Annotated in this window: 14 protein-coding genes; 6 read left to right on the top strand and 8 right to left on the bottom strand. The window is 44.9% G+C overall.

Annotation, left to right across the window (positions count from 1 at the left end):
• Nucleotides 1–127 precede the first annotated feature (127 nt).
• Nucleotides 128–3,475 (top strand): TonB-dependent receptor, encoded by a 3,348-nt coding sequence (locus MRK00_09330; GenBank protein ID MDR4517572.1) that lies wholly within the window; start codon nucleotides 128–130, stop codon nucleotides 3,473–3,475.
• Nucleotides 3,476–3,489: 14 nt separating this feature from the next.
• Entirely contained in the window at nucleotides 3,490–6,501 is a 3,012-nt protein-coding gene (locus MRK00_09325) for a hypothetical protein (GenBank protein MDR4517571.1), read from the top strand.
• A gap of 313 nt (nucleotides 6,502–6,814) precedes the next feature.
• On the opposite strand, the gene MRK00_09320 is transcribed toward MRK00_09325, so the two are convergent.
• Nucleotides 6,815–7,411, bottom strand: a complete 597-nt coding sequence (locus MRK00_09320) for a PEP-CTERM sorting domain-containing protein (GenBank protein ID MDR4517570.1) — start codon at nucleotides 7,409–7,411, stop codon at nucleotides 6,815–6,817.
• 739 nt (nucleotides 7,412–8,150) lie between these two features.
• Here MRK00_09320 and MRK00_09315 point away from each other — a divergent pair.
• On the top strand, nucleotides 8,151–8,618 hold the full coding sequence (locus MRK00_09315; protein ID MDR4517569.1) for a hypothetical protein: 468 nt from the start codon (nucleotides 8,151–8,153) through the stop codon (nucleotides 8,616–8,618).
• Nucleotides 8,619–8,757: 139 nt separating this feature from the next.
• Here MRK00_09315 and MRK00_09310 read toward each other — a convergent pair whose 3' ends face one another.
• Nucleotides 8,758–9,513 carry a CADD family putative folate metabolism protein gene (locus MRK00_09310; GenBank protein ID MDR4517568.1) on the bottom strand — a complete coding sequence of 252 codons (756 nt, stop codon included), beginning with the start codon at nucleotides 9,511–9,513 and terminating at the stop codon, nucleotides 8,758–8,760.
• Nucleotides 9,514–9,626: 113 nt separating this feature from the next.
• Complete coding sequence (gene metE, locus MRK00_09305; GenBank protein MDR4517567.1) at nucleotides 9,627–11,924, bottom strand: 5-methyltetrahydropteroyltriglutamate--homocysteine S-methyltransferase; 2,298 nt, start codon at nucleotides 11,922–11,924, stop codon at nucleotides 9,627–9,629.
• Nucleotides 11,925–12,026: 102 nt separating this feature from the next.
• On the opposite strand from metE, the gene MRK00_09300 reads away from it, so the two are divergent.
• Nucleotides 12,027–12,923: a LysR family transcriptional regulator gene (locus MRK00_09300; GenBank protein MDR4517566.1), complete on the top strand. Its 897-nt coding sequence runs from the start codon at nucleotides 12,027–12,029 to the stop codon at nucleotides 12,921–12,923.
• Between the two features lie 100 nt (nucleotides 12,924–13,023).
• On the top strand, nucleotides 13,024–13,464 hold the full coding sequence (locus MRK00_09295) for a DedA family protein (GenBank protein MDR4517565.1): 441 nt from the start codon (nucleotides 13,024–13,026) through the stop codon (nucleotides 13,462–13,464).
• Between the two features lie 18 nt (nucleotides 13,465–13,482).
• On the opposite strand, the gene grxD is transcribed toward MRK00_09295, so the two are convergent.
• The 4 genes from grxD to hemA form a co-directional block, all read right to left on the bottom strand.
• Nucleotides 13,483–13,794 carry a Grx4 family monothiol glutaredoxin gene (grxD, locus tag MRK00_09290; protein ID MDR4517564.1) on the bottom strand — a complete coding sequence of 104 codons (312 nt, stop codon included), beginning with the start codon at nucleotides 13,792–13,794 and terminating at the stop codon, nucleotides 13,483–13,485.
• Between the two features lie 105 nt (nucleotides 13,795–13,899).
• The gene (prmC, locus tag MRK00_09285) at nucleotides 13,900–14,790 is read right to left on the bottom strand and encodes a peptide chain release factor N(5)-glutamine methyltransferase (protein MDR4517563.1); all 891 of its coding nucleotides are present in this window, start codon (nucleotides 14,788–14,790) and stop codon (nucleotides 13,900–13,902) included.
• Nucleotides 14,791–14,825: 35 nt separating this feature from the next.
• Nucleotides 14,826–15,905, bottom strand: a complete 1,080-nt coding sequence (gene prfA / locus MRK00_09280) for a peptide chain release factor 1 (protein ID MDR4517562.1) — start codon at nucleotides 15,903–15,905, stop codon at nucleotides 14,826–14,828.
• Nucleotides 15,902–17,155: a glutamyl-tRNA reductase gene (gene hemA, locus MRK00_09275; GenBank protein ID MDR4517561.1), complete on the bottom strand. Its 1,254-nt coding sequence runs from the start codon at nucleotides 17,153–17,155 to the stop codon at nucleotides 15,902–15,904. The genes prfA and hemA overlap by 4 nt, the downstream gene beginning before the upstream one ends.
• A gap of 395 nt (nucleotides 17,156–17,550) precedes the next feature.
• Here hemA and MRK00_09270 point away from each other — a divergent pair, with 395 nt between their 5' ends.
• Entirely contained in the window at nucleotides 17,551–18,015 is a 465-nt protein-coding gene (locus tag MRK00_09270) for a hypothetical protein (GenBank protein ID MDR4517560.1), read from the top strand.
• 181 nt (nucleotides 18,016–18,196) lie between these two features.
• Here the strand turns inward: MRK00_09270 and lpdA are convergent, their stop codons facing one another.
• On the bottom strand, nucleotides 18,197–19,657 hold the full coding sequence (gene lpdA, locus MRK00_09265) for a dihydrolipoyl dehydrogenase (GenBank protein MDR4517559.1): 1,461 nt from the start codon (nucleotides 19,655–19,657) through the stop codon (nucleotides 18,197–18,199).
• Nucleotides 19,658–20,044: the final 387 nt, after the last annotated feature.

Below are 20,044 nucleotides of genomic sequence, written 5' to 3'. Positions count from 1 at the left end.
TCTGATCTGGTCAATTCTAAATCGACACCATCACGCCCTGTTTAGTAAACTTGGAAACATCACAAAAAGCGAAATGAGAACTTGCCGAAGATGTAAGTTGGGATTGTGGGGCAGCAAAATATGGATAATGGTGCTTGTTATCCTTTCAACTTCAACACTATTTAATTTTACAGGGAATGCGTATGCTGCAGAGTCCTGTCACTCACCGCCGGCACAAATTGTTTCAGTGCGAGGCAATGTCAATTTGCGTCATATCGCAGAAAAAAATTGGCAGCCGGCAGCTATGGGTGTGGGGCTTTGCCCCGATGATATGGTTCAAGTTCGGGCACGAAGCAAAGCAACATTACGTTTAATGAATGAAAGTATGCTGTCACTTGGCCAGAATACAACCATTACCATTCCTGATGCTGGCGCAGAACATGATAGTGTTACACTGATCGAATTATTCTCAGGCAGAATACATGTCACTTCCCGCACTCCCAGACCATTCAAATTAAGATCGAACCATTTCGATGCCACCATTAAAGGTACGGAGTTCTTTGTGCGTTTCGATGAAGACAGTGCGGAATTTGTAATCTATGAAGGTCAAGTGTCAGTCAGCAATAACCTGGGTAGTCTTATATTGGCCGACAATGAGGCAGCCGAGATACGTGCCAATGAAACGCCACGGAAGGTAGCGATTATTAATCCGTTCGATGCTGTCCAATGGGCGTTGTACTATCCGACCATCATCGATACCTCTCAATTACATGAGAAGTTTCTTGCTGAGTCTGCATGGCCGCAATTGCAGACCTCCATTGCGCTTTATCAACAAGGCAAATTTTTTGAAGCACTCGTAGCGCTGGATGGAATTCCACAAAGTGGGCGCACCGCTCAATTCCTGAACTACTTCGCAGGATTGCTTTTATCTACTGGGCAGGTAGACGAGGCAAAAGAAAGCATTGAACAAGCGCTTCAACTCGAACAAGACAACAGCAATGCCTATGCCTTAAAAGCAATCATCGCGGTAGTGCAAAATGACACGATGCAAGCGCTGAACCTGGCCAACCAGGCAGTCGGACTGGATCAAGCGTCTGCAACCGCCCGGCTCGCGCTTTCCTATGCACAACAAGCACATTTTGAAATTGAACAAGCACTCGCCAGTGCTCAAGAAGCAATAAAAATCGATACGCAGAATGCTTTGGCTTGGGCGCGATTGGCTGAACTCCAAATGTCCAGCGGCTATCTTGATCCTGCGCTAGAATCCGCGCATCAAGCGGTCAACTTAAATCCCACACTGGCCAAAACGCAAACAGTGCTGGGCTTTGCTCATCTGTTGCAAATTGATACCAAAACCGCCAAAGCAATCTTTTCGCAAGCAATTGCACTCGACCAGGCCGACCCGATGCCCAGGCTTGGGTTGGGTTTGGCGCTATTACGCGAAGGTGACCTCGAAGCGGGCCGCATTGAACTGGAAATTGCCGTCAGTCTGGATCCGGCTAATTCTTTGATACGGAGCTACCTGGGTAAAGTCTATTTTGAAGAAAAACGTTTTCCACTGGCCAGCACCCAGTTCGACCTGGCCAAAACACTTGATCCCAATGATCCCACGCCATGGTTTTATGATGCCATTCAAAAACAGACACAAAACCGGCCGGTGGAAGCATTGCATGCTATTGAGAAATCCATTGAACTGAATGATAACCGGGCCGTGTATCGATCCAGATTGCTGCTGGATCAGGATCAGGCTGGGCGTGGTTCAAGTCTGGCGCGGATTTATGACAACCTGGGTTTTGAAAAACGCGCGTTGATGGAAACAGCCAAATCGTTAAGTTACGATCCGGCCAGTCATTCGGCGCATCGCTTTCTTTCAGATGCTTACACCAATATTCCACGGCATGAAATTGCGCGTGTCAGTGAATTGCTGCAAGCGCAGTTATTGCAACCCGTTAATGTGAACCCGGTACAGCCGCACCTGGCAGTGGCGGATCTCAATATTATCACCAACACGGGGCCGGCTGTAGCCGGATTTAACGAATTTGCACCATTGCTTGAACGAAACAAGCCACAGCTGGTTGCTTCGGGTATCGCTGGCAGTAATAGCACATTAGGCGATGAAGTGGTTGCATCGATGTTGTATGACCGCGCATCAGTCAGCATCGGCCAGTATCATTACGAAACCGACGGATTCCGGCCCAATAACGATGAGACGCATGATATTTACAATGCATTCATCCAGTATGCCTTAACACCCAAGCTTAATATTCAAACAGAACTGCGTACACGCAAGACGGAGCATGGGGAATTGTTATTGGATTTTGACACTGAGATATTTAATGAAAGAAAGCGCAGAAAAATAGATGAGGATATGGCTCGCATAGGGGCAAGATACGCCATATCATCCAATCAAGATCTGCTTGTTTCAGCCAAATATATAGATCGCTTGGAAGAAAACAAGGATCCAGGTGGCAATTTAACTAACGCAGGCTTCCAAATTGAAGCCCAGCATATCTTTCGGGAAAAATTTTTCAACTCCACAATTGGCGGCAGTATTTACCAGTTTAGTTGGAAAAATAAACCAGCATTTAGTCTTCCATTTGATGAAATTAAACGGGAGAATTTTTATACCTATACCAATACCAATTTCCCCCGCAATTTAAATACAACACTTGGATTGAGCTATGACTCGTTCACGAGCAGCATAGATGGCGCCAGAGCAGATAAAATCAACCCAAAGTTCGGTTTGCAGTGGAGTATTCTCGATTCTTTACGTTTGCGATTTGCCTGGTTTGAGACGACCAAATCCCATTTACTGGCTCAGCAATCCCTTGAGCCCACGCAAGTGGCAGGTTTTAATCAGTTCTTCGATGACGTCAACGGAACCCGGGCCCGGCGCAAGGGAATCGGTCTGGATTCTAAATTTTCCAAAAACCTGTATAGCGGTGTTGAAGCCTCGGCACGTAATCTGGCTATGCCCATAAGGTCTAATGGGCAGGAGCATTTACAAGCGCAAAAGGAGCAGTTAATTCGTGCGTATGTCTATTGGTCGCCACATGTATATTGGGCGATCAGGGGAGAATTCCAGTTGGAAAAATTCACGCGCGAAGCAAGGGATAGAACCATCTTTGATGACAGTCCGACCCGTATTCAAACATTAAGTGCGCCGTTGAGTATTGAATATTTTCATCCTTCCGGTTTTTTCTCTAAATTCACCACGACTTATGTTGAGCAAAACCTGACCAGAAAAGGAGATGTAGAAAAAGTACAGAAAAGAGAACCAAAGGTCACAAATTCAGGGATAGATGATTTTTTCTTACTCGATTCGGTTATTGGTTATCGCTTTCTTAACCGAAGTGGGATTTTAAGTCTGGAAGGCAGGAATTTGCTCAACCAAAAATTTTTTTACAGAAATGTAAATTTCAACCAATCAGAAGCAATAAGCCCGACTTTCATTCCTGAACGCACTTTTTTTGCACGGTTAACATTCAATTTTTAAAATGGAGTTTCATCATGTTGCATATTGAAATACGACAAAAAAATGGTCAATACCAGGCATACTCGGTCGATCACAGTCGTAATGCTCCTGCAGATAATAACAAGGTTTTGTTACCTGAAACAGATAGATGGGAAAAGATTTTTGATAACGAAGGTATAGAAGGGCGATATATCTTAACCCTTGAGCAAGGAAGATGGAAAATAAAAGCAGGCACACCAGATCTTGGAGGAAACTCGGAAGAAAGCACAATAGAAATAGGCACATTATTTAGTAAAGATGACAACATCCTAGGGATTGTTATTGCGCTCTTTAACGCAGCGCCTGGTCAAGAACTTCTGGTAGCATTTTCAAATGTGGTCTCCAATGGACAAACTGAACCACAACTGGCAAATAGTCTGGCTGCTCACCAAGTATTTACCAATAAAATCATTGGTGGCAAGTCAACAGCCGAACAGGCTACAGAATTAATGAATCATTTTGGCCTGGTCGCAGATGGCGTTCAGGGCAGCGCTGCATCCATAGCGCAGACATTTTTTACGCAAAGTATTGCGTCCAACGTTGGATATGGCGTGATTGCTGCCCAAGCAACCTTTTATTTGCTGAGCAACCCTCTGTTGGGCAACAAAGTAAATCAGCAATTTGCTCCAACATCGCTTTTGTTTAAATTAAAGATATTTGTAGCGGATAACTATTCCTCGAGTAATCATTCGGCGGACCTGGCCACACTACAGGAAGTACTGGCGGGAATAACGCTCCAAGTTGGCACAGACGGTTCCGATATAATCGAAGGTAGTTCTTCAGGTGGTGTTATTGATGGCAGTCTGCGTGGCGACATCATCATTCTGGGGATCGCTAAAAACGCGCGAGATATTTTGCTATTGAATAATGTAAGCGATTCACAGATTCTCGATATTGATGGGGGTACTGCTGTCACAATTCGCGATAATAACAATAATTTGTTTCTTGATGATGGAGTTCGTAATGAAGCAAGAAAATTTTCAGTAAATACTGCCAGCACAGGCGATGGTATTAAAACACCCAACTTCATGGCAAGCAACAATAATAACAATTTATTTTTCGATGTAGTAACAAACTTTTCAGGCGGCGACGCCGACACCGACGATCTCATAGACATATCCAGCTTCAACTTTACCGGCACCCAGGCAGGGCTGCTCGATGTGACTTCTCGCCTGTCTATTGATACAGATCTCACCAGAGTTTCCGATCTGTTCAGTGGCGGAATAGCTGGTGATCATGGAGTGGCCTTCTTAGAGTACTTAGATGAGGCGTCTCGGTCTACAACCTATGTATTTATTGATGCCAACACCGATGGCGACTTCACTGCAGCGGAGGATATGTTCCTTGCACTGGTAGGTGTGGATGATTTAACCGATGCAAACTTTATCTACACTGTCGGCACTGTCGATCGGTCGGCAGTTTTCAGTCTGACTGCCGAAACTGGTTTTGTGACGGAAGGCGGCACGCTGACTTATTCTATCACCGCAAGAGAAACTGTTGCTGAAGACATCAACGTTGTGTTTACAGTGGTTGCCGGTGATGCGGCAACAGCAGACCAAGGCACAAGTCATGCTAACGTGAATGACTTTGCCACGGGTATATTTAATCCTATAACTGTGACTATTCCGGCAGGTGGAACAACCGCGACATTTGCGGTTACGACTTTAAATGATGGTCTGATTGAGAACATTGAAAGCTATAGGGTTAATGCAGCTGTTGGCGGTGAAACATTCACGACAACCACCAGCTTGCTGGATAGGTTTAAACCATTTAGTCTGAATGCTTCTACTGATTTTGTTACAGAGGGAGACGGACTAACTTATACAGTCACAGCAAATGCGGCTGTTGCGAAAGATACTGATGTTGTTTTTTCAATTCTACCAGGCGAAGTGGCAGCAGCAGATCAGGGTACAAATAACACTAACCTGAATGACTTTCCCCCGGGTACATTTAATCCGGTAACAGTGACTATTCCGGCAGGTGGAACGACGGCGAGTTTTAGTGTGACGACGTTAAATGATGGCGTCATTGAGTTAGCTGAGAACTATAGTGTCCGGGCAGTTATCGGTGGTGAGACATTGACTACCACAACGACTCTTCTGGATGGATTGAGTAAACCAACATTCACTTTAACAACTTTTACCGATAATATCACCGGTACTTCAGGTGATGATATTTTTAATGGATTTGTTGGAACGGCTGGCACCTCTACGATTACAGGGGGAGATACTGTTGATGGCGCCGGTGGAACTGACACTTTAAATATTACTAATGCGTCCGGCGCCATAGTATTCAATACAAATTTTGCGATAGTGAGTGGAATTGAAATCTTAAATTTGCGTGGCCTAACAACAGCTGACACCTTTGAGTTTCTTTCAGTCAACCTGCCTGACGTTACTGAAATTAATGGTTCACTCAGCTTGGGTCGGCTTATTATAAACGATAATGATGGTGTTAATAGCATCAGCACTGGTGCAGGTAATGATGTGATTGGGTTGACTGATAAGACTAGTGGTACAGGCATAACTGTGACAGGCGGCGCTGGCGCGGATGCCATTACTACCAATATGACTGGTAATTTGGCTCGCGATTCAATGAAGTTTGTCTACAAGGCTGGTGATTCAGTGAGTGATTCATCAATAACAGGTATTAGTGCAACATTGACTGACACTATTGCTAACCTGGATGGCGCCGCCCTAAGCACGAATACCGGATCTTCAGTTGAATTTGATACCGAAGTTCAGGCAACTGCGGTTAGAGCCGGAACAACCAATGTAGTTCTGGGAACAACAGCCGTTACCAACGCGGGTGACTTCTTTGTCAATATCGAGAATGCAACAACAACCTGGATTTATCAGGATACTGATGGTGATAGAATCATTGAAGCTGGCGAGTTTGCTGTAGCTTTAACAGGTATACAAAGTAACACATTACTTGCGGCTGACTTCACTGTGTCTGGTGGTGATCTGTTGCTTATGACGACGGTAGGGATTATATTGACGATCTAAACTTAAAACATGGCGAATTCGATTTACCGCACCAGGGATTCGAGCGCACTAAATGCTCTGCTGCAACAATAGACAAAACCCAGGCGCAAAAACTCCACGACAAGCTGAAAGCTAAACCGTGGAGCGTTGCGAAGGTTGGTGAAAAACCAGAGTACACCCGAGATGAAACTGCTTATAAATGTCTGATGGAAACAGAGCACAAAGCCTCTCATAAGCAGGATGCACAACAAATTGCATGGATACAACAGTTCTTCAGGCTTTAGAGGACAGTTGTCCAACAAAACACGTGAAATAATAGCTCAAACTGGCGAAATTAAGTGCAAAGAAACATCGCTGTTGATACCGGTCTACATTGCGACTTTAACTTTCTACGTCTACTGATGCCCAAAGCGGCAAAACCTAAAGCCAGTAAAGCGATCATTGTTGGCTCGGGTATCGTGTCAACACGGAGCGCTGCGGCACCGCCACTGTCTGTGCTGTGATTTATTTCTACGCCAGAAATAGTATGGTTGCCAGCAGACAACAAAAAACTGCCTTGATCGAGAGCCGGATCTAACGCGGCAAGATCTGGATCAAAATAATCTCCAATATTGTCTGGAAACAAAGCACTGGTCATGCCTAATTCAGCTCCATTATCAAATATCCTGAACCTGTCACCACCACTGCCAATGTCTTGTATTCTGAGTAATGCCGGTTGCGCTAGTACGAATGAAAATTCCTGATCCCATGAGAAACTTGGATCAGGTGGCAAACCATCAACTCGCGCCGGATCTTCGGGCCCTAATATTTGTCCAGGAAAAGTAAAAAAATCCCAACCGCCATTTACAGTCAGCGGTACTGCTTTTACAGGTGAGATGTATAGCGTGCATAAAACAAGTGAAATGACAAGCTTCCGAAATATAGCTACCATGATACGTATTCCTATAAAAAAATTATGTTTCAAACAAACTAGAACCAGATAAAGTAAAATTTCATTACACATACTCGCTCTGTTTTTTTGATAACAAATTTAGCATAGTAAAATTGATCCCAACTATGGCCTTTATCACACCCCACACAGTTAAACCTAGAATCCTCAGTTGAACGTACTCGAGTGTTTGGTTTTCAGGTCAACTGGCAAGGCGTGAAGAGGCGCATGGCCACTCCATGCAACGATGAACAACGCTGCGAGACGATCTGAAAACCGTATAATCGGGTAAGTAGCGATTTCACCCATCTGGTGAATAAAGCTAACAGTATAAAGCCAATATACACGGGACATTTAAAGTATTGAATAGCAATCAACTGAGTAATCTAGGTTAAAGTAAATACATGGCGCTTAAATCGCTCGGGACTTGCTGCATCAGGCCTGAATGCGTCATCAAACATGACTTTCCCTCCAACTCCTACTCTCACAAACACTTTTCTGCGCAACCAATAAAAGAACGTCAAATCCAAACACAGAATTTTCAAGTAAATCTAGTCGTGATTTTTCACAAGTTGTTGTGTATCATTGATCGGGAAGTGGTTTATATATGCCGTGCGTTATGTTCGGGGAAACGCGTACAAACCACCCGCCCCGAAGGCATATCAAATTATTTAAACAATAACTGCAGAAAACGAGTACGCTATCAATTTGATTTTGAGCACCAGCACTATAAGGAAAATTCATGGGCGCTATCTTTTTTTATATTTTTATTTATTTTGTTAGTTATTACGGGTCGGCAGTTCTCAATATGTTCACAGTTCGCCCTTTGATTACTAACCGTTTTATGGCGGCACTGGTTCCCGTCGTTGTTGTGGCAATCATGCACGCTTACATGATCGTAACCAAACCACCACCAGCATCACAGGACGTCTCCGTTGAATCAGCCATATTCACTTATGTGATTATGCCGGTGATCATTGTAGCGCTCGGTGCGGTATACTTTATGTGGAATACCCGCAAAGGGGAGGAAGAAGAAGCGGAGGAAGCTGCACGCAGAGCGGCAGAAGACGCAGAAGATGATGACGATGAAGAACTGGATGGCGAAGAGAAAACTGCTGAAAAAAGGAAATCTTCAGAATCTGACGCGGCAAATGGTAATAACGATGAAATCAAAGAAACCGATAAAAAAGACAAGGACTTGAGTTCATAGAATCTTCCCGAGGATGCCTGTTTTAATTTAAAGGCCTTATTCGATACCACATGGTATCGAATAAGGCCTTTAAAGTTTTGGTTGTAGTCGTTAATTGACTGCTCTTTTCTTTTTATCGTTTACTGATTAGCAGCAGGTCTTAGTGCACTGATGCAGCTTCCCTGGACGCTTCGGGTACTGCGCAAGTCAGATTTGCGCAATAGGTTTCATGAATACCATCCAGGAATCCCCATAATGCGTCGCAGGCTTCACGTGTTGCTGCGAGTACTTCTTCCTGTTTCTCGGGTGTGTCAGCAAAACGCTCAATGATGTCCCATTCCGCCTGAGAATGATAAACATCCGCTTTCTGGTGAACAGAGAAGAATTCATAGTCTTTTGGATCGGTCATGCCATAAAACTTTGCCAGACCGTCAATTTTAACTTCAGCGATCTCAGGCACCTGTGATTCAAATGCATGCAATGCAGCCAATCCGGCATAAAACGGTCGGTTCAAGCAGATGTTTCTAAAAGTCTCAACCAGTTTTTCGGTGTTTGGCAACGCCTTGGCATCGGTCAGGCTTTTATCGTTCGCACCCAGGGCAAAGGCAAAAGCTTTCCACAAAGCCGGATGATTGGTATCACCGTGTTCTTCATCAATCAGATTCTTCAGAACTTCCTGACGCACGCTGATATCGCCAGAATTCGCCTCGGTGCTGAAATGCGGCGTGTTAAAGTGCACGGCGCTTAAATATGTGGGCTCTGCCAGCACATTATAAAAATACTGTTCGGCATAATGGCGCAGTTGCGCCTGGGTCAGCTTACCTTCAGTCCAAGCAACGTAAAAAGGGTGCTTGAGCAAATGTCTTGCGTTGATTGTATCGCTAACTTTTTGTTTGAAAAGGTTATGGGTTGTCATAGTCTTTTTTCCTTTGTCACTTTGTCATTAAATGTATTTAGCCTATTTCCTAAATCGCAATAAGTTGTATTCTTCAATGCATATCATCGCTAAATAATACCCGCAAGTCAAATTTAGCTGACCTTAAAACACTTTAAATTTCTTGCTAAATACCGACTTGCTGCGATCATGTTTCGCAATGCTGGTTTCACCTCTTCCCAGCTACGTGTTTTCAGACCGCAATCGGGATTCACCCATAATCTTTGGACCGGAATACGCTGCGCCGCTTTTTTCATTAAATCAATAATCGAATCCACAGAAGGAATATTGGGCGAATGTATATCGTACACACCAGGGCCTATTTCATTCGGATAATGGAACCGATCAAAAGCATCTAGCAACTCCATATCCGATCGGGATGTCTCAATTGTAATAACATCGGCATCCATTCGGGCAATAGTTTCCATAATATCATTGAATTCCGAATAACACATATGTGTATGAATCTGAGTGCTGTCCTTGACGCCATTGGCGGCAATGCGAAAAGCACGAACCGCCCAATCCAGATATGCATTCCATTGCGACTTTCGTAACGGCAGCCCTTCTCTCAATGCGGCCTCATCAATTTGAATGATGACGATGCCTGCTTTTTCCAAAGCAAGCACTTCATCTCGAATAGCAAGCGCCAACTGCATGCAGGTCTCGGAATGCGGTTGATCATCACGCACAAATGACCAGTTTAACAGAGTAACAGGCCCGGTCAGCATACCTTTCACAGGTTTTCCAGTTAACGATTGGGCGTATTGTATCCATTCTGTAGTAATAGTATGGGTATGCGAAACATCTCCATAGATAATCGGCGGTTTGACACACCGTGATCCATAAGATTGCACCCAGCCGTAGTTTGTGATGGCAAAACCGGCCATTTGTTCGCCAAAATATTCCACCATATCATTACGTTCAGGCTCGCCGTGCACCAAGACATCCAATCCCAATGCTTCTTGCTCGCGTATGCAAATTTCTATTTCTTTTCGCATTTCATCCCGATATTCCTGCCCGGAAATCCTGCCTTCTCTTAAACCAACCCTCATTTGCCGAATTCTCATTGTTTGCGGAAAGGAACCGATTGTAGTTGTTGGAAAAAGCGGCAGTTGAATTTTGTTACGCTGCTCCTCCGCGCGCTGCCGATACGGCGATTGGCGCGCACCCATTGCATCGGTGATTTCACCAATCCGCTTGTTTACTGTTGTTTGATGCACCCGACTCGATTGCCTGCGATTTGCGATAGCATTTGCATTTTCCAACAGGATTTCAGAAACACTGCTTCGGCCATACGTAAGCGCATTTGACAACGCAACGATTTCATTCAGTTTTTGATTAGCAAATGCCAGCCATGATCGGATCTCGGCATTAAGTGTGTTTTCCATATCCAGATCAATAGGTACATGCAATAGTGAACATGAAGGCGCAAGCCATAAACGGTCTTTCAGAACGGCATGAATCGGTTCAATCCAGTTCAACGTTTCATTTAAATCAGTTTTCCAGATATTTCGTCCGTCGACAACACCCAAGGATAAAATCTTGTTACTCCCTAGCCAATCTGTCACTTTAATTGCTTCATCTTTTGCTTCTACCGCATCTAGATGCAGTCCACTAACGGGCAGTTCACAGGCCAACTGCAAATTGTCCTGCAATTGCCCGAAATAGGTTGTCAGCAACAACTTGACAGAAGATGTTTGTAGCTGATAATACGCTTTCCTCAGTGCGTACTGCCATGATTGATCCAATTCCATAACCAACACGGGTTCGTCAATTTGCAGCCATGTTATTTCCAAGCGCTCAAGCACATTCAATAATTCTGCATACACATTAATTAACGCATCAAGCAAATCAAGTCTATTGGTGTCGTCCTTAGATTTCCCCAGCCAAAGATAAGTGACCGGTCCCAGAATAACCGGTTTTGCCTGAATACCCTGTCGCCGCGCCTCGTTAATTTGTTGCAATAATGAATCGGCATGCAACGAAAATTGTGTCTTGTTGTCAAACTCCGGCACGATAAAATGATAGTTTGTATCAAACCATTTGGTCATTTCGCACGCCTTGACTCCGGCACAATCCCGATCATCGTTAACCGCGCGGCCCCTAGCCGCACGAAACAAATCATCCAATTGACTTCCGGGCTGTTCACTTATTCGCGCCGGCAAATTACCGAGCATTAAACTGGTGTCCAGTACATGATCGTAAAACGAAAAATCGCCCACCGGCACCCAATCCAGCACGGCTTGATCTTGCCAGTGTTTTAAACGAAGCTCGGTGGCCTTAGCCAGTAAACTTTCCTTAGAAATTGTCTTATTCCAATAACCCTCCAAAGCAAATTTTAGTTCGCGCTTTCTTCCGATACGAGGAAATCCGAGATTATGCGTTGTTACCATTTTTTTATCTTCCTTATTTCAAAATCATCGAAACTATTGTATAAACAATAAACGATTAGAAATAATGATGATTTTATAATGATTAATTAGGTTACCTTATAAATGATCGAACATAGCCATCTCAAAATTATCCAGGCACTTCATGCCAACGTCACACTCACTCAAGCTGCCAATGCACTCTGTTTAAGCCAACCAGCTCTATCCCATCAAATCAGTTATCTTGAGAAGAAATTGGGTTTAGCCCTATGGCAAAAAGAAGGTCGCAACTTAAGATTGACTCAAGCCGGAACATTACTCCTAAACGTTGCAAACCAAGTATTGCCTGTTTTGACTCAAGCAGAAAAAACACTTAAAGCATATCGCGAAGGGCGTCAGGGTATTTTGCGTATAGGTGTTGAATGCTATCCGTGTTTTGAATGGTTAAATGCAGTTATCGGTCAATTCATGCAACAAATCCCTGAAATTGATATCGACATTGTCCACAAATTCCAGTTTTCTGGTTTAGAAGGATTAGTGAATCATCATATTGATGTCTTGATTACGCCTGATTTGATAAAAAAAGAGAAAATACACTATGAACTACTAACCGAGTATCAACTTGTACTCATGGTTTCCTCAGACCATCCATTGGCAAAAACAAAACACCTAAAGCCTGAAAATTTATATCAGGAGACCCTGATTACCTTCCCGGTACCATTGGAAAGATTGGATATCCTCACTCATTTTTTAGCTCCATCCCATCTTGAGCCAAAACAATTGAAACAAATTGAATCCCTCGAAATTATGCTGCAAATGACGGCACTGAACCGCGGAGTTTGCGTTTTGCCAGAGTGGTTGGCGGATATCAAAAATAAAAATTTACGCCTAAAAAAAATACCGATAGGAAAAAAAGGCTTGTCTCAACGATTATATTTAGCCATGAGAGAATCAGATGGAGCAATCTCCTATATTCAGCGATTCATTTCTGTAGGGCGTAAAACAGCCCTCACGACATTTTAATGAGAAATTATTTACAACCCCTTTGAATTTGTATCAATTGTTTCATCGCTCAATCTGACAAGCGTGTAAACTTGTGCCTTTTGTGACACTGAACTGAATTATGGATGAACAAGCAAGTCTTTTAGCGCTTTTTACCAGCAGTTTTCTTGCCGCAACGTTGTTACCCGGCGGTTCCGAGGCTGTTCTCGCCGGAGTGCTTGTCGCCTATCCGGACCTGCTCTGGCATGCGCTGATACTGGCGACTATCGGTAACACCCTTGGCGGCATGAGTTCATATCTGATCGGCCGGCTGCTGCCCGATGAAAAAGCCATAGTAAAGAAAATAGGCGGCAGTGCACGCGGCCTGGAATGGGTGCGTGGTCACGGCGCACCCATCCTGTTGCTTTCCTGGGCCCCTGTGATCGGCGATGCATTATGTGTAGCCGCCGGATGGCTGAAAATCAACTGGTTATGGTCCATGCTTTTCATGACCATCGGCAAATTTGCCCGCTACTGGATTGTTGCAACAGCAACAAGTTCAGTCGCCGCAACCATCGGCTAATGTGGACAACTCTTTTAATCAGTCTTCTTCCAGCAGTTTCTGCAATTCGCCATTCTGATACATTTCAGTGAGGATATCAGAACCGCCGACAAATTCCCCTTTCACATAGAGCTGCGGAATGGTAGGCCAGTTAGAATAGTCTTTTATTCCCTGGCGTATTTCCGGATCCTGCAGCACATCCACGGTAAACAGATTGTTTACGCCGCAGGCGCTAAGAATATTTACCGCATTTGCAGAAAAACCGCACTGCGGCTGATCCGGTGTTCCTTTCATATACAACACCACAGGGTGAGTTGCAACCTGTTGTTCTATGGTATCTTCTACACTCATTTTTAATACGCTCCTCATAAATTTCAACAAATAACAAAAAAGATCTCAAATGGCATCTATAGACAACAAAAAAACCGAAACGATCAGTCGTTTTAACTGTTTGCGTCACATTTGGTTTTTATGGAAAAAACGCCCGCCACTTACCCGTTCAATACCGGCCAAATCAGTTTGGGTACAGATAGCCCGGAACCCCTCCTTTTCCAGTAACTGCCGGCTAAACACTGACTGATCGTAGCCATGTTCTAACAACAATTGCCCGCCGTCAACCAGATATGTTGGCGCAGTTGTAATAATATGACGAATAAAAGTCAAGCCATCCTCATCGTCTGAAAGCGCGATGTCAGGCTCAAAACGCAAATCACCCTGCTGCAAATGCGGATCGTTCCTGGCTACATAGGGTGGATTGGATACAATCAGGTCAAAAGGTTCATCAGCAGCAAGACTATCGAACCAATTTCCTTCCAGGATACATATATTTTCTATACCCAGATTCTGGGCATTCCATTGAGCAATGTTAATTGCATCCACTGACAAATCGACAGCCGTTACAAATGCTTGCGGTCTGTGCCTGGCGATTGTTATACCAATTGCGCCACTGCCGGTTCCCAGATCCAGAATCCGGCTTGCACGTGTTTCCGGAAGATGCGCAAGCGCCATTTCGACCAACAATTCGGTTTCAGGCCGCGGGATCAGAACAGCAGGCGTGACTTTGAAAACCAGATCATAAAACTCACGCACGCCCGTCAAATAGGCTACAGGAACACCGCTTACACGCTGCAATACCAGTCGGAAGAATTTTTCCGCCAATTCCGCATCAAGCAAATTATCAGCGTGGGTCAATAAATACGCGTGATTTACTTGCAAAACATGTTGCAGTAACAGGCGTGCATCAACAGGCTCGATTTGCTGATACGACCAATCCAGCGCCTGTGAAATGGTACAAGAGGAAAAGTCAGTTATACTCTGATCGCGCAAATACCAATTTAATGCATGCATTTTTTATCGTACAGCCGAAATAAACAGATGGCTGATTATTCTTCCATCGAAGCGGCCAGCTGCTCCGCCTGATGCTCAGCCATCAACGCCGAGCAGATTTCATCGATATCGCCATCCATGATCTGGTCCATTTTGTACAGCGTGAGATTAATGCGATGATCGGTCACCCTGCCTTGCGGAAAATTGTAGGTGCGTATGCGTTCAGAACGCTCACCAGTCCCCACTAACGATTTCCGGGTGGCCGCCTGTTCTGCCTGTTGCGCCTGCATTTGTTTGGCGTGAATCCGCGCAGCGAGCACACTCATTGCCTGCGCTTTGTTCTTGTGTTGCGAACGGCCATCCTGGCATTCCACCACAATGCCGGTCGGCAGATGTGTAACCCTTACGGCAGAATCCGTTTTATTGATATGCTGCCCGCCCGCACCGGAAGCACGAAAAGTATCAATCCGCAATTCGGCAGGATTGAGTTCGACTTCGCTAATTTCATCCGCTTCAGGAATAACGGCAACCGTGCATGTCGAGGTATGCACGCGACCTTGCGTTTCAGTGACAGGCACGCGCTGCACGCGGTGCCCGCCGGATTCGAACTTAAGCCGGGAATAGGCACCCTGCCCGGTAATCTTGGCGATAATTTCCTTATAACCGCCAACATCTGATGGGCTGTGCGAGATAATTTCAACCTGCCAGTGATGCCGTTCCGCATAACGCGAATACATGCGAAACAAATTGCCGGCAAAAAGCGCCGATTCGTCCCCGCCCGTACCCGCACGTACTTCCAGAAAAATATTGCGATCATCATTTGGATCTTTAGGCAGCAACTGCTTTTGCAGCTCCGTTTCGACCTCCGCCAGTCTTTCCTTGCCGGTTTGCATCTCGGCTTCTGCGAATTCGCGCATTTCCGGATCAGAAAACATTTCCCGGGCTGTTTTTATGTCCTGTTCAGTTTGTTGATAGGCATGATACAAATCGACAACCGGAATAATCTCTGCATGCTCGCGGGAAAGCTTGCGAAAATTATCCAGATCCGCAGTTACCGTTTCGCTGCTCAACATCTGGTTGAGTTCCTCCAAACGCACACACAGTCGTTCGAGTCTTTTGGTCAAACTGGCTTTCATTGCGGTCTGTGCAGTTGATATAACCGGTTAATCAATTCAACCAGTTCTTCACGTTCTTCAGCCGAGGCATGGTTCAGGGCGTTGGATGGAATATGCAGGAATTTATTCATCAAGCTATTACTTAACGCCTCCATTACTTTCAGTGGATCTTCTCCTTTAGACAGCAGTTTGCTGGCGCGGTCCAGTTCATGCCGACGATAACGCTCCCCCTGATCGCGTAATGCACGTATGGTAGGCACCAGTTCACGGGTCGCCATCCAGCGCATAAAATCAATCACATTATTATCGATAATTGATTCCGCCTGAGAAACGGCGCTTTGGCGCGCATCCATGCCTTCTTTTACGATCTCAGACAAGTCATCAACATAATAGAGAAAAACATCGTCCAGTTCAGATACTTCCGATTCAACATCACGCGGCACCGCCAAATCGACAATAAAAATCGGACGATGTTTGCGCGCCTTAACCGCACGCTCAACCATGCCTTTTCCCAGGATTGGCAAAGGGCTGGCGGTACAGGTTACGACAATATCATTGAGCGCCAATTGTTCCGGCAAATCTGCCAGCGTGATCGCTTTGGCATTAAATCGTTTGGACAAAGCCTGCGCACGCTCAATTGTTCGGTTGGCTACGGTAATATGTTTGGGGTTTCGTGACGCAAAATGACTGGCGCATAAATCTATCATTTCTCCGGCGCCAATAAACAGGACGCGCTGCTCGCTGATTTCACCAAAAATACGTTCAGCCAGCCGTGCTGCCGCTGCCGCCATCGACACCGAGTTGGCGCCAATTTCGGTTGATGTGCGTACTTCTTTGGCGACAAAAAAAGTACGTTGAAACAATTTATGTAACAACAGTCCCAATGTACCTGCATTTTCAGCAGATTTAACCGCGCTCTTTAATTGTCCCAGAATTTGCGGCTCACCCAGGACCATTGAATCCAGACCACTTGCAACACGGAATGCATGTTTCACGGCATGCTCACGCATCAACTTATAGAGATAAGGCTCCAGTTCGCGCGCTGGAAACTGATGAAAATCCGCCAGCCAGTGCATGGCTTCTTCTGGCTTGTCGGTACTGCAATAAATTTCCGTACGATTACACGTTGAAACAATAGCCGCTTCTTTAATCCGGGCACGGCCGACCAGATCATGCAATGCATGTTCCATAGTGTTTTCTGGAAAAGCAATCTGCTCGCGCACGTCCAGCGGTGCAGTATTGTGGTTAATACCAAAGGCAAATAACTGCATGGAAGTCAATGATATATCACGAATAGGCGAAAAGTAGAAAACTTGTCATTATAATATCAAGTGCACATAAATTCTATCTATGAGAAACATAAAATTAACTTCATCACCGATTAATCTTGTGCATGCACGGCCACGGTTTCAATCCAGCACACCTGCCGCCTCTGAAAAGAATGCCAATTTAACACGCTTTTCGATCCAGAAACGCATTTAATTAAGCGACTTATTTGCTGGAAAACAATCAATTGTGCAATTTTGTATTTTGAGGGTATACTTCCGCTGCAATTGATGATGCACAATATAAAGGCATCAATCTGGTTTGAGTATCTCAATAATATTTTTTGAAATACTCTGGCATTGAAAATTATAGAAAAATAACTACTCGTCATGGAGAGCTTATGTACAAAAAGTTGATTTGTACCATTATTTTTTTCTCATTATGTTTACCGGTCGCGGTTTTTGCCGAATCTGAAGAAGATGTCAACGATTCTCAGGAAGTTACTAGTGAGGCCGCTGAAGAAGCAACAGAAGAAAAAGAGCTGCAAAGCGGTAATGGTTGGAGGAAAGTACGCATCGCCGAATTAGGCAATTCCGGTAAATTTGTACAGATGGTACTGATTGAGCACAGCAGACATACCGACAAAACGATTTACAGCAACGCAATTAACCGGTTATGCAAACCGAGCGATGAATTCTGCCGCGTTCGCTTTTGGAGCGAAGAGCGTTATATCCCGAATCGGGTTGCAATGACACCCGATCAAAGAAAACAGCTCAAGGCCGACTATCTGGTCAATAAAGCCGCTGGAATGCACCACCTGCAGTGGTCTTGCGGCATTGATCCTAACAGTGAAAATTGCCTCTAAACTCGACCAGAGTTAAATCGTTATCGGCACTCAATTTCAATTGAGCGTGATACGTGCAGTTAGCTTTTCAGTGCTACCGGCAAAACAGGCAATAAAGACAAAGGTGCCCTTTGCCAAAAGCCTGACATGATCCGTAACATTGAAAAGCTAACTCGCCGTCTTCGATTTACCGCATAACGGCTTAAATATGCAAGGCGCGGTTGTTTGCCCCTAATGCCGCCTCATGCAACACTTCCGATAGTGATGGGTGGGCATGTACAATGCTCGCAATATCCTCGCTACACGCTGAAAACGCCATCGCCATCACCGCTTCTGATATCAATTCGGAAACATGCGGCCCGATCATATGAACACCCAAAACACGGTCAGTTTCCGCATCCGCGAGCACTTTTACAAACCCGCTGGCTGCATTCATTGCACGCGCACGGCCATTGGCAATAAAAGGAAATTGTCCGACTTTATACGATACACCGGCGTTCTTGAGTTCTTGTTCATTTTTACCGACCCAGGCAATTTCAGGTGATGTATAAATTACCCAGGGTATCGTATCGAAATCAACCGCTTCAGCTTCGGAATTCTGTCCTTTTTCAAGGGCTGCAATCGCCTCCGCCACGACGACGCCCTCTTCAGACGCCTTGTGCGCCAGCATCGGCCCCCGCACAACGTCACCAACTGCAAAAACATTGGTTAAATTGGTGCGGCAATAATCATCCACTGCAATAAAACCCCGTTCATCCAGGTCAAGGCCATTCTCATCAACGCCCAGGCCCGCCGTATTGGGTACCCGGCCAATCGCCACAATCAATTTGTCAACTTCCAGCTTCTGCAAATTAGCATCTGCGTCTTGATAGTTCACAGTGACCGTTTTATTAGTCGCCTTGATGGATTTTATTTCAATCCCGGTATGGATCGTCAACCCCGGTTCCTTGGCAAAGATTTTTCTGGCTTCCTTCGCAATCTGTTCATCCGCAGCCATCAGAAAATCCGGCATCGCCTCGAGTATCGTCACCTCCGAGTCCAGCCTGCGCCACACACTGCCCATTTCCAGGCCAATCACACCGGCACCAATCACACCCAGTCGTTTTGGCGTTTCGGATAGCGACAATGCGCCGACATTATCCAGTATCGTCTCATTATCAATTTCAACCATGGAAAGTTGACGCGGAACAGAGCCGGTCGCCACAATGACATACTTGGCCTGAATAACCTGTATGTCATCATTTTCACGCACTTCTATACGCCAGGTATCATCGCTTTCTGATCGCTCAAGCAATTTTCCGGTACCCATCACCGATTTCACGTTATTCTTCTTGAACAATGATGCAATGCCTGCTGTAAAAGTCGTCACGATCTTGTCTTTTCGTGCAATCATCGCAGGAACATCGATCCCAGCCTCTTTAACCTGTATTCCATGCGCCGAAAACTTATGTTTGACCTGAAAAAATTGCTCGGACGATTCCAGCAATGCTTTGGACGGAATACAGCCCACATTGAGACAGGTTCCACCCAGACTGGCCCGTCCTTTTTGATTCTTCCATGCATCGATACAAACCGTATCCAACCCTAACTGTGCGCAGCGAATAGCCGCAACGTAACCCCCTGGCCCCCCGCCAATGACTGCAACATCGATTATTTCTGACATATTTGCTCTTTTTGATTAAAAATAGCTTTCTATTTTACTAAAGTTTGAGGCTTAATAAAGCAATAGAAGAAAATAGAGATAGATTTTCTACCAAAAATTTCTCTGCACAGATTTCTGCACGTCAGACGTAAATTAAAGCTATATGCCCCTTGAATTTCAATCGGCCCTCGGATCCAGCTCGAATCAGAAAATTGTTAGTAGAAAATTATTGGGATCTACTTGCTTTATCGGAACACACTTTATTTCCTGATTTGCTAATACACGTCTTTTGCAATTGCGAATTTTTTGTACAGTCGGAAACCCCAGCTTGAATATCCATCAAGTCAATGTAAAATGTCATCCAATTTTTCATTGATTTACATAAATTTCCATAATTCTCAGATGGAT

It is taken from the genome of Nitrosomonas sp., from assembly GCA_031316255.1.
In the GTDB taxonomy this organism is placed as follows: domain Bacteria; phylum Pseudomonadota; class Gammaproteobacteria; order Burkholderiales; family Nitrosomonadaceae; genus Nitrosomonas.
Note: the sequence above shows the minus strand (reverse complement) of the source record. Positions and strands in the feature narration are given on the sequence as shown.

Excerpts from the sequence above, each read along its gene's own strand:
- MRK00_09330 (MDR4517572.1), top strand. The coding sequence starts at position 128 with ATGGTGCTTGTTATCCTTTCAACTTCAACACTATTTAATTTTACAGGG.
- MRK00_09325 (MDR4517571.1), top strand. The coding sequence starts at position 3,490 with ATGTTGCATATTGAAATACGACAAAAAAATGGTCAATACCAGGCATAC.
- MRK00_09320 (MDR4517570.1), bottom strand. The coding sequence starts at position 7,411 with ATGGTAGCTATATTTCGGAAGCTTGTCATTTCACTTGTTTTATGCACG.
- MRK00_09315 (MDR4517569.1), top strand. The coding sequence starts at position 8,151 with ATGGGCGCTATCTTTTTTTATATTTTTATTTATTTTGTTAGTTATTAC.
- MRK00_09310 (MDR4517568.1), bottom strand. The coding sequence starts at position 9,513 with ATGACAACCCATAACCTTTTCAAACAAAAAGTTAGCGATACAATCAAC.
- metE (MDR4517567.1), bottom strand. The coding sequence starts at position 11,924 with ATGGTAACAACGCATAATCTCGGATTTCCTCGTATCGGAAGAAAGCGC.
- MRK00_09300 (MDR4517566.1), top strand. The coding sequence starts at position 12,027 with ATGATCGAACATAGCCATCTCAAAATTATCCAGGCACTTCATGCCAAC.
- MRK00_09295 (MDR4517565.1), top strand. The coding sequence starts at position 13,024 with ATGGATGAACAAGCAAGTCTTTTAGCGCTTTTTACCAGCAGTTTTCTT.
- grxD (MDR4517564.1), bottom strand. The coding sequence starts at position 13,794 with ATGAGTGTAGAAGATACCATAGAACAACAGGTTGCAACTCACCCTGTG.
- prmC (MDR4517563.1), bottom strand. The coding sequence starts at position 14,790 with ATGCATGCATTAAATTGGTATTTGCGCGATCAGAGTATAACTGACTTT.
- prfA (MDR4517562.1), bottom strand. The coding sequence starts at position 15,905 with ATGAAAGCCAGTTTGACCAAAAGACTCGAACGACTGTGTGTGCGTTTG.
- hemA (MDR4517561.1), bottom strand. The coding sequence starts at position 17,155 with ATGCAGTTATTTGCCTTTGGTATTAACCACAATACTGCACCGCTGGAC.
- MRK00_09270 (MDR4517560.1), top strand. The coding sequence starts at position 17,551 with ATGTACAAAAAGTTGATTTGTACCATTATTTTTTTCTCATTATGTTTA.
- lpdA (MDR4517559.1), bottom strand. The coding sequence starts at position 19,657 with ATGTCAGAAATAATCGATGTTGCAGTCATTGGCGGGGGGCCAGGGGGT.